The organism is Acidobacteriota bacterium, from assembly GCA_012729555.1.
Classification (GTDB): Bacteria; Acidobacteriota; UBA6911; order UBA6911; family UBA6911; genus UBA6911.
Genome location: JAAYCX010000011.1, coordinates 160271 through 169627, shown reverse-complemented (window position 1 = coordinate 169627; position 9357 = coordinate 160271). Strand labels below are relative to the sequence as shown.

The 9357-nt window shown below is 69.7% G+C and carries 7 protein-coding genes; 5 read left to right on the top strand and 2 right to left on the bottom strand.

The window, feature by feature from the left end; translation table 11 throughout:
- Positions 1-198: 198 nt before the first annotated feature.
- Together GXY47_02905 and GXY47_02900 are read left to right on the top strand one after the other, a co-directional pair.
- Positions 199-1374, top strand: coding sequence for a DNA repair exonuclease (locus GXY47_02905; protein ID NLV30079.1), 1176 nt, complete (start codon positions 199-201; stop codon positions 1372-1374).
- The gene (locus tag GXY47_02900) at positions 1371-4379 is read left to right on the top strand and encodes an AAA family ATPase (GenBank protein NLV30078.1); all 3009 of its coding nucleotides are present in this window, start codon (positions 1371-1373) and stop codon (positions 4377-4379) included. The genes GXY47_02905 and GXY47_02900 overlap by 4 nt, the downstream gene beginning before the upstream one ends.
- Positions 4380-4392: 13 nt before the next feature.
- Here GXY47_02900 and GXY47_02895 read toward each other — a convergent pair whose 3' ends face one another.
- Both GXY47_02895 and GXY47_02890 read right to left on the bottom strand, forming a co-directional pair.
- Complete coding sequence (locus GXY47_02895) at positions 4393-4644, bottom strand: hypothetical protein (GenBank protein NLV30077.1); 252 nt, start codon at positions 4642-4644, stop codon at positions 4393-4395.
- Positions 4628-4909: a BrnT family toxin gene (locus GXY47_02890; protein ID NLV30076.1), complete on the bottom strand. Its 282-nt coding sequence runs from the start codon at positions 4907-4909 to the stop codon at positions 4628-4630. The genes GXY47_02895 and GXY47_02890 overlap by 17 nt, the downstream gene beginning before the upstream one ends.
- Before the next feature lie 208 nt (positions 4910-5117).
- Here GXY47_02890 and GXY47_02885 point away from each other — a divergent pair, with 208 nt between their 5' ends.
- The 3 genes from GXY47_02885 to GXY47_02875 all read left to right on the top strand — a co-directional run bounded on the left by GXY47_02885 (position 5118) and on the right by GXY47_02875 (position 9347).
- A complete protein-coding gene (locus GXY47_02885; protein ID NLV30075.1) occupies positions 5118-5486 on the top strand; it encodes a DUF488 family protein in 369 nt (122 codons plus the stop codon).
- Positions 5483-6037, top strand: a complete 555-nt coding sequence (locus GXY47_02880) for a hemerythrin (protein NLV30074.1) — start codon at positions 5483-5485, stop codon at positions 6035-6037. The genes GXY47_02885 and GXY47_02880 overlap by 4 nt, the downstream gene beginning before the upstream one ends.
- Before the next feature lie 160 nt (positions 6038-6197).
- Positions 6198-9347, top strand: coding sequence for a transporter substrate-binding domain-containing protein (locus GXY47_02875; protein ID NLV30073.1), 3150 nt, complete (start codon positions 6198-6200; stop codon positions 9345-9347).
- Positions 9348-9357: the final 10 nt, after the last annotated feature.

Sequence of the window (9357 nt, the reverse complement as noted above, 5' to 3'; positions counted from 1 at the left end):
TCCCAGGTCAGGAATCCAGTATACCGGAAATCACGGATAGCGTGCACACTTTGGAGCAGGTTCGGTTTGACGGACCCTGTCCATGAATGCGGGAGCGGTTTCGGGCTTGGGGACACTGGTGACTGTCCCCTTACAAAAAGGGATTGCACTTCGGGGCGGGTGCGCGACAATGTTGGCAGCACGGGGGGAAAGAGCTTCATGAAGATCATCCACACCGCCGACTGGCAGATCGGCAAGCCGTTCGCGGGGATCGAGGACGATTACAAGCGCGCGCTCGTGCAGAGGGCGCGCATCGACGCCGTGGAGCGGATTGCGGAGATCGCACGCGAGGAAGGCGCACGGCTCGTGCTCGTCGCCGGGGACCTCTTCGATTCGCCGAGCGCGGACAAGGCCACGGTCGCGGAGGCGTCGAGCGCCATCGGCCGGATCGGCGCGCCGGTGGTCGCGATCCCGGGCAACCACGACCACGGCGGCCCGGGGAGCGTCTGGGAGCAGGATTTCTTCCGGCGCGAAAGCGCCCGCCTCGCCCCGAACCTGACGGTCCTGCTGGGCACGGCGCCGCTCGAACTCGACGAGGTCGTCGTGCTTCCCTGCCCCCTGCTCCGCCGGCTGGAGGCGGGGGACCGGACCGACTGGCTGCGCGACCCGGCCCTGTTCCAGAGCCTTTCCCCCTCCAAGGCCCGCGTCGTCCTGGCCCACGGCAGCGTCCACGGCTTCGCGGGGGGCGGGGACGACGAGGAGGCGGACGGGACGGAACCGAACCGTCTGGACCTTGCGCGCCTCCCGATGGAGGAGATCGACTACGTCGCCCTGGGGGATTGGCACGGGGCGAAGCAGGTGGGACCCAAGGCGTGGTATTCCGGCACCCCCGAGAGCGACCGGTTCCGGAAGGGGGAGGAGCAGAAGCCGGGCCACATCCTGCTCGTGGAGCCGCGGCGCGGGGCAATGCCCGGGGTTCGGATGATCCCCACGGGCCGGCTGCGGTGGTCGGAGGTCTCGTTCGAGTTCGCGGATGACGGAGGGGTCGCCCACCTTGCCGACCGGCTCGACGAGTTGCTGGGCCAGCGGGCCAACGAGGACCTGCTCCGCCTCTCCCTCGGCGGGAGTCTGGGCATCGGGGCCTCGAGCCGCCTCGAGGCGCTCCTCGATTCCCTCCGGGCCCGGCTCCTGCGGCTCAAAATCGACGACCGCACCACGATCGCCCCCACCGACCGGGAGGTGGAGGCCCTCACCATGCAGGCGGGCGATCCCCTCATCGCCACCGTGGCGCGCCGCCTGGTCGAACTGGCCCGCTCCGCCGGGGACGAAGCGGAGATCGCGGCCGTGGCGCTGCGCGAACTGCACGCCGCCTGCCGGCAGGAGGGGGGGGCATGAAGATCGTATCCGCCACGGTGCGCAACTACCGGATTCATCGCGAGACCCGGGTGGACTTCGACCCCTCCCTCACCCTGATCGGGGGACCGAACGAATCGGGCAAGAGCACCTTCATCGAAGCGGTCCACCGGGGACTTTTTCTCAAATCCAGGATCACGGGGGAGGGGCGGCAGGGGATGGTCTCGAGCCTGTACCCCGGCCACCCGGAGGTCGAGATCGTTTTCCGCGCCGGCGGGAAGGAATACCGGCTGCAGAAGCGCTTCAGCGGGGCGGGGGGCACGACGACGCTCTCCGAGTCCGGGGGCGCCTCCCGGCAGGGGGACGAAGCCGAATCGCTCCTCAACGCGCTTTTGCAGGTGGAGGACGTGGGCGGCGGCCGCAACCTCGCCGACCGGATCCTGCAGCAATGGGCCCATCTCTGGGTGTGGCAGGGCAAAAGCGGGCACGACCCCTCGGGCGACGCGGCATCGGAACAGAACGCGCTGCTCGCGCGGCTCCAGCAGGAAGGGGGCGCCGTCGCCCTGCAGTCCCCGCGCGACGCCGAGGTGGCCGGCCGCTTCGCCGAGCGCTCCGCCGCCCTCTTCACCCAGGCGGGCAGGCCGAAGGCCGGGTCCGAACTGCAGCAGGCGGAGGCCCGGCTCGAGGCCGCCCGGGCGGCCCGGCAGGACGCGGCCGGGCGGCAGCAGCGGCTGGTCGATGCCGCTTCCGCCTTCGACGAGGCCGAGGAGACGATCCGGCGCACCACGGCCGACCTGGAATCGCTGGCCGCCGGGCTCCGGAAAGTCGAGGAGCAGCTGGCCGCGGCGCAGACCTTGAAGGCGCGGGAGGAACAGCAGGCGCTCGCCTCCGCCCGGGCGGAGGAGAGGCTTGCCGACCTCCTGAAGGCCGACGGGCAGATCGACACGCTGCGCCGGGAGATACGGGCCCTGGAAGCGGCGCTGGCCCCCGGACGGGAGGAGGCCGAACGGGCCCGCGACCGGCGGGAGGAGCGGCGGGCGCAGGCGCAGCTTGCGGCCAAAGCCCACGGGGAGGCCGCCGCGGAGGCGCGGCTCCTCCGTCAGCGGTGCGACCTCGCCCGCGCCTGGGTGGAACGGTTCGACTGCGACGCCCGGTGCCGGCGCCTGGCCGGCCGGCTGGAGGACGCTCAAAAGATCCGGGACTCCATCCGCTCCCTGCGCGACGACCTGGCGCCGCTGCCCCGGGTGGACGCGGACTCCCTGGGCCGCCTGCGCCAGCTCCAGGCGCACGCGGACCGGGCCGCGGCCACGCTCGAAGCCATGGCCGCCGGCATCGAGGTCGTCTCATCGGGCCGGCCGGTGCGGATCGGAGACCGGGAGGCGCCCGCGGGGAGCGCGCACAGGGTGACGGATGCCGTCGACATCTTTATCGGGGAGGACGTTCACCTGCGCGTCCGGCCGGGCGGCGGCAACAGCCTCGCCGAGGCCCGGGACTCCCTCCGTGCGGCGGGCGACGCGCTCCGGGAGGCGCTCGACCCGCTCGGGGTGGATTCGGTCGCCAGGGCGGCCGAAATCCTGAATGTACGCGAAGGCCTGCAGTCGAAACTCGAGCGGGAACAATCCAGGCTCGGGGATTTCGATGACGGCAGCCTCGAAGGGGACCTGGCTGAAGCCCGGGAAGCGCTGGCCGCAGCCGAAGGCGAAGTGGACCGCCGCTCGCGGCTGGTCCCCGGCACCCGGGAACCTCTGGATCGCGATCGGGCGGCGGCCTGGCGCCAGGGCGAAGAGCAGGCCCTGGAACGGGCCGAGGAGGAGGAGACCACAAAAAAGGCCGCCGGGCAGGCCGCCGGGGAAGCCTTCGATGCGGCAGAACAGGCCCTGGTGCAACTCGCCGCCGCCATCGGCGCGCAGGAGGCGCACCTTGTCGAGATCCAGGCCCAGCTGCGCCTCCTCCTCACGAACCACGGAGAGGACGCATCCCGCCTCGAGGCCCTGCGCGCGGCCGGGGAGGCCGCCGCGGAAGCCCGTGCGGCTCTCGAACAGACTCGCGCGCAGCTGGCCCGGCTGCAGCCCCAGCAGCTGGAGCGGGACCGCAGCCGGCTCGAAAGGGCTGTCCGGACCCAGGAAGAGCAGCGGCAGAAAGCGCGCGAACAGCGCGCCGCCAGCCGTGCCGCCCTCACCCTCGACGGCAGCGAAGACCCCTTGGCGGAACTGGTCCGGGCCGACGTGCGCGAGCGGGCGGCCCGGGAGTACCACGAGTCCGTCCGCCGGCGGGCGGAAGCCGTCCGGCTCCTCGGCCGGCTCTTCGAAGAGGAGCGGCGCGTCCTGGCCGAGCGGTTCACCCGGCCGCTGGCGGAGCGGATATCGGACTACCTCGCGGGGGTCCTCGGCCCCGGCGCCCGGGCCGTGGTCACCTTCGACGGCGGCGTCTTCAAAGGCCTCCGCCTCGTCCGGCCCGGGGCGGCGGAGGCCTTCCCCTTCGACGCCCTGAGCGGCGGCGCGCGCGAGCAACTGGCCGCGGCGGTGCGGCTGGCCACGGCCGAGCTGCTGGCCGCGAACCATGGCGGTTCGCTCCCCGTGGTCTTCGACGACTCCTTCGCCTTCTCCGACCCGCTCCGGGTGCGCAACCTGCAGCGCATGCTGGATCTGGCCGCCGCCCGCGGGCTGCAGGTCATCGTGCTGACGTGCAACCCCTCGGACTACGCCCCCCTCGGCGCCCGCCAGACCCTCTTGTCCCCTGCCCCGGTCCAGCCCGTCGAGCCGGGCCAGCCAAGCCAGCCGGTTCAGCCGGGAGTGGATGACATGGGGCTGCACGCGGAGGGCGCCGTCATGGAGGAAGCTCCTTCGGCCGCGGAGACAACGGAAGCCGACGGCGACGCCTTCCTTGCCGCCCTCCAGGGGCTGGGGGGGAAATCGGGCAACCAGGCGCTCTGCGAACGGCTGGGCTGGACCGGGGAGCGTTACGCCGCGGTCAAGACCCGTCTCGCCCGAGAGGGACGCATCATCACCGGAAAAGGAAGGGGCGGGAGCGTGATGCAGCCGGCATAGGTGCCCATCAATATCATGAGGCTTCTGCGATGAGCCGGGCCAGATCCAAGGCCTTCGGATCCACCAATTCCCCCGTAACATAGCGGTGGAGGATACTGCCGATCAGTGTTTGATAGGGCACTCCCAGCCGATCCGCCTCGGATCGCAGATCCGCAAGCACCTTTCCATCCAGCCGGATGCTGATAGGGGTTCTGGCCGCGTCGGGATCCACTTTCACCCTTCCCGGACGTCGTTTCAGTTTTTGCAGGTCATATTCCCTTTTCATACTCCCTCCTCTCACCAGGGGTCGCCTTTCGAGCCGAAATCATGCGAATGGTGGATCCTTCGGAGCGTTCGCAGAACACGACCAGAAGCAATCGACTCCCTGTCGAATGACCGATTCGAATGAAACGATCTTCATTGGAGCCATGTTCCGGATCATAGAATTCGATGGATGCCGCATCGGCCCAAACAGTCTGGGCTTCCTCGAACCAGATTCCGTGTTTCCTGAAATTGGACCGGTTCCTATTCTCGTTCCACTCGAATTTCATTCTTCTACTGTATGCTATTGTATATACATCAGTCAATCCCCATGCACCGCAGCCCATGCACCGCAGCCCATGCACCGCGGCCCATGCACCGCGGCACGCGCACCGCGCTTCCGCGGGTTCCTCTCGCTGCGGCGCGCGCGGGACTGAACCCCTTCCCTTGGTCCCCCGTCCGGGGCATAATGGTCTCAAGGAACGACGCATGGCATCCCTGGATATTCGTGCGAAGCGCGTGTACGCCCCCATCGAAAAAACCGACGGGACCCGTGTGCTGGTCGACCGGGTGTGGCCCCGGGGCGTATCCAAAGAAAAACTGGGCGCGGAGCTGTGGCTCCGGGAGGCGGCGCCCACGGCGGCGCTCCGGAAATGGTTCGGCCACGCCCCCTCCCGCTGGGAGGAGTTCAGGCGCCGCTACCACGGCGAACTCGACGCGAAACCGGAAACGGTGCGGGCGCTCCTGGAACTTGCGGCGCATGGACGGATCACCCTTCTCTACTCGGCCCGCGACGAGGGGTGCAACCAGGCCGTCGCCCTTGGGGAATACCTGGTGTCGCGGGCGAAAGGAAGACAAGGGACATGAAAGCGACCGACGAGCTCAAGGCGGAACACGAAGGGATAGGCGTCATGCTGCGGGTGCTCGAGGCCGTGGCCGAACGGCTGGGGGAGGGGGAGGCGGTGGACGGCGGCGACCTCGAGGGGATGCTGGAATTCCTGACGGTCTTCGTCGACCGCTGCCACCACGGCAAGGAGGAGGACTTCCTCTTCCCCGCGCTCGAGCAGGCCGGGGTGGCGCGGGAGAACGGCCCGATCGGGGTGATGCTCGTCGAGCACGAGGAGGGGCGCCGCCTGGTCGCCCGGCTCCGGGAGGCGTTCGCCGGCCTCGGGCCCGGAAACGCGGCAGGCGCCGAAAGCGCCCGGCGCCTCCTCGAGGCCTACGTGACGCTGCTGTTCGGGCACATGGCCAAGGAAAACGAGGTCCTCTTCGTCATGGCCGACGCCCGGCTCGATTCCGACCGGGACGGCGAACTCGTCGCCGCGTTCGAGAAGCTCGAGCGGGAGCGCATCGGCGCCGGGCGGCACGAAGCGTTTCACGCCCTGCTCGGCCGGCTCGAGGAGGAGTACCTGTTCTGACCCCCCGCCGAAAGAATCGTGTGGCGCCCCGCGCCCTCAGTGTGTAATCTGGAAGCAGAGGTCTCCGGGGTTCGCGTTCCCGGGGACAGATTTGGTCCCTGAGGGAGGAAGAGCGGACAAGCCCGGTCCGCAGATGTCAAACCCGCCTGGCCGAGTGTTCATGACTATTCGTGCATTTTCGCGACACGCGCTGATACCGTGGATTCTTCTCGCGTTGGGAGTCTTCCCCGCCGCCCCGTCGGCCCGGGAGGAACCTCCCGCGCGCCCCGCCATCCGCTCGGCCGCGGAGATCGACTACCCCCCCTTCAGTTTCGTCGACCCCGAGGGGAACGCCGACGGGTTTTCGGTGGAGCTGCTGCGGGCGGCGCTGGGCGCGATGGGGCGGGAGGTCACCTTCCGGACCGGCACCTGGGCCGAGGCCCGCGGGTGGCTCGAAGAGGGGGGGGTCCGGGCGCTCCCTCTGGTGGGGCGCACCCCGGAGCGCGAGGAACTCTACGATTTCACCGTCCCCTACATGACGCTGCACGGGGCCATCGTCGTCCGCGGCGCCGAAACCGGCATCGCCCGCCTCGAGGACCTCGTCGGCCGCCGCGTGGCCGTCATGCAGGGGGACAACGCCGAGGAGTTTTTGCGCCGCACGGGCCTCGGGATCGAGATCCGGCCCCTGCCGACCTTCGAGATCGCCCTGGAGGAGCTGGCCGCGGGACGGCATGACGCCGTCGTGGTGCAGCGGCTGGTGGCGCTACGCTTGATCCAGAAAACCGGGCTGACGGGCCTCCGCGTCCTCGACGAGCCGGTCGAGGGGTTCCGCCAGGACTTCTGCTTCGCCGTCCGGGAGGGGGACCGCGACACCCTGGCGCTTCTCAACGAGGGGCTGGCCATCGTCATGGCCGACGGGACCTACCGCCACCTGCACGCCAAATGGTTCGCCGCGATGGAGCTCGCCTCCGATCGTCCCCTCGTCATCGGCGGCGACCGCAACTTCCCCCCCTACGAGTTCCTGGACGAGCGCGGGCAGCCGGCGGGGTACAACGTCGACCTGACCCGCGCCATCGCCCGCGAGATCGGGCTGGATGTGGAGATCCGGCTCGGCCACTGGCCCGAAAGGGTGCAGTCGCTCAAGGACGGCTACATCGACCTGCTGCAGGGGGCTTTCTACTCCCCCGCCCGCAACCTGGAGCTGGACTTCACCCAGGCGCACACCGTGGGGCACTACGTCGCGGTCGTGCGCGAGGGGGAGCGGACCCCGCCCGCATCGATCGCGGAGCTGCGGGGCAGAAGGATCGTGGTCGAGGAGGGGGACATCCTGCACGATTTCGCCCTGGAGCAGGGGCTCGGGCGCAGCCTCGTCGCGGTGGCGGACCAGGAGACGGCCCTCCGGGAACTGGCCGGGGGGCGCCACGACTGCGCCGTGGTCATGCGCGTCACGGCGCTCCACCTGATCGAAAAGCACGGCTGGTCGAACCTGGTCCTGGGGAAAAAGCCGATCGTCGGGTTCGAGTACGGCTACGCCGCCAAGAAGGGGCGAAAGGCGTTGATCGCGCAGTTCAGCGAGGGGCTCAAGGCGCTCGAGCGCAGCGGCGAGTACCGCCGCATCCACGACAAGTGGCTCGGCGTCTATTCCCCCGGCTCTTCCCTGCTGACCGTGCTGCGCTATTCGGCCGTCGTCGTGGTCCCGCTCCTCCTCCTGCTGGCGACGGCCCTCGCCTGGACCTGGGCCCTGCGGCGCCAGGTGGCCGACCGGACCCGGGAGCTCCGGGAAAGCCTGGAGAAGTTCGAAACCTTCGCCCGGCTGGCCCCCGTGGCCGTGGCCATCTCGGACGACGAGGGGAAGGTGATCCACCTGAGCCGGAAATTCACCGAGCTGTTCGGCTACACGGCCGAGGACCTCCCCCGCCTGGACGAGTGGTGGCGTCGCGCCTACCCGGACGAGGAGCGGCGCCGGCGCGTGCGCGAGCACTGGACGGCGACGATGGCCGAGCTGAGGCGCACGGGGGCCGAAATCCCGCCCGTGGAGTTCCCGGTGCGCGCGGCCGACGGCCGGGAACTCCAGATCGAGTTTCGCGCGGCCCCGGCGGGCAAGTTCGACATCATCATCTTCGTGGACGTCAGCGAGCGACGCAGGGCCGAGCGGGAAAAGCAGAAACTCCAGGCAGAACTGATCCAGTCCCAGAAGATGGAATCGGTGGGACGGCTGGCGGGGGGGGTGGCGCACGACTATAACAACATGCTCAACGTCATCATCGGGTTCGCCGAGCTGGCGCTGGAAAACACCCCCCCGGAGGACCCGCGCCGCGGGGACCTCGAGGAGATCCTCGCCGCCGCCCGCCGCTCGGCCGACATCACCCGGCAGCTCCTGGCCTTCGCCCGGCGCCAGACCATCCAGCCGGAGGCCCTCGACCTGAACGCGTCGGTCGAGAGCATGCTCAAGATGCTCCGGCGCCTCATCGGGGAGGCGATCGACCTCCGGTGGCACCCCGGGCCGGGGCTCTGGAGCGTCTTCATGGACCCCTCCCAGCTCGGGCAGATCCTGGCCAACCTCTGCGTCAACGCCCGCGACGCCATCGCCGACGTGGGTAAGATCACCCTGGAAACGGACAACGTCACCCTCGATGACGCCTACTGCGCCGAGCACCCGGGGTTCATCCCCGGGGAGTTCGTGTCCCTGGCCGTCAGCGACGACGGCCACGGGATGGACCGGGAGACCCTCGCCAACGCCTTCGAGCCCTTCTTCACCACCAAGAAGCCGGGGGAGGGGACGGGCCTGGGGCTGGCGACGATTTACGGCATCGTCAAGCAGAACGGCGGCTTCGTCAACGTCTACAGCGAGCCGAGCGAAGGAACCACCGTCAGGATCTACCTCCCGCGCCACGCGGGGGAAGGAGCCGCCGTCCGCGTCCCCGAACCGGGGCGGATGCCCCCCGCCGAGGGGGAGACCGTAATGGTCGTGGAAGACGAGGCCGCCATCGGGCATCTGGCCCGGACCCTGCTCGAAAGGCTCGGCTATGTCGTTCTCTCCGCCGACAGCCCGCGCGCGGCGCTGGCCGAGGCCGGGCGGCACGGCGGGAGCATCGACCTCGTGATCACCGACGTCGTCATGCCCGAGATGAATGGACGCGACCTGGCCGACCGGATGCGGCAGATCCACCCCGAGATCCGGGTGCTCTACATGTCCGGGTACACCGCCAACGTCATCGCCCACCACGGGATGCTCGACCCCGGGGTGTTCTTCATTCAGAAGCCGTTCACCAACCGGGAACTGGCGACACGGGTCAGGGAAACGCTCTCCGGCCGTCAGCGGCCGGACTGAAGGAGGCTCC

Bases quoted from the DNA above. Each gene is read 5' to 3' on its own strand.
- GXY47_02905 (NLV30079.1), top strand. From the start codon at position 199: ATGAAGATCATCCACACCGCCGACTGGCAGATCGGCAAGCCGTTCGCG.
- GXY47_02900 (NLV30078.1), top strand. From the start codon at position 1,371: ATGAAGATCGTATCCGCCACGGTGCGCAACTACCGGATTCATCGCGAG.
- GXY47_02895 (NLV30077.1), bottom strand. From the start codon at position 4,644: ATGAAAAGGGAATATGACCTGCAAAAACTGAAACGACGTCCGGGAAGG.
- GXY47_02890 (NLV30076.1), bottom strand. From the start codon at position 4,909: ATGAAATTCGAGTGGAACGAGAATAGGAACCGGTCCAATTTCAGGAAA.
- GXY47_02880 (NLV30074.1), top strand. From the start codon at position 5,483: ATGAAAGCGACCGACGAGCTCAAGGCGGAACACGAAGGGATAGGCGTC.
- GXY47_02875 (NLV30073.1), top strand. From the start codon at position 6,198: ATGACTATTCGTGCATTTTCGCGACACGCGCTGATACCGTGGATTCTT.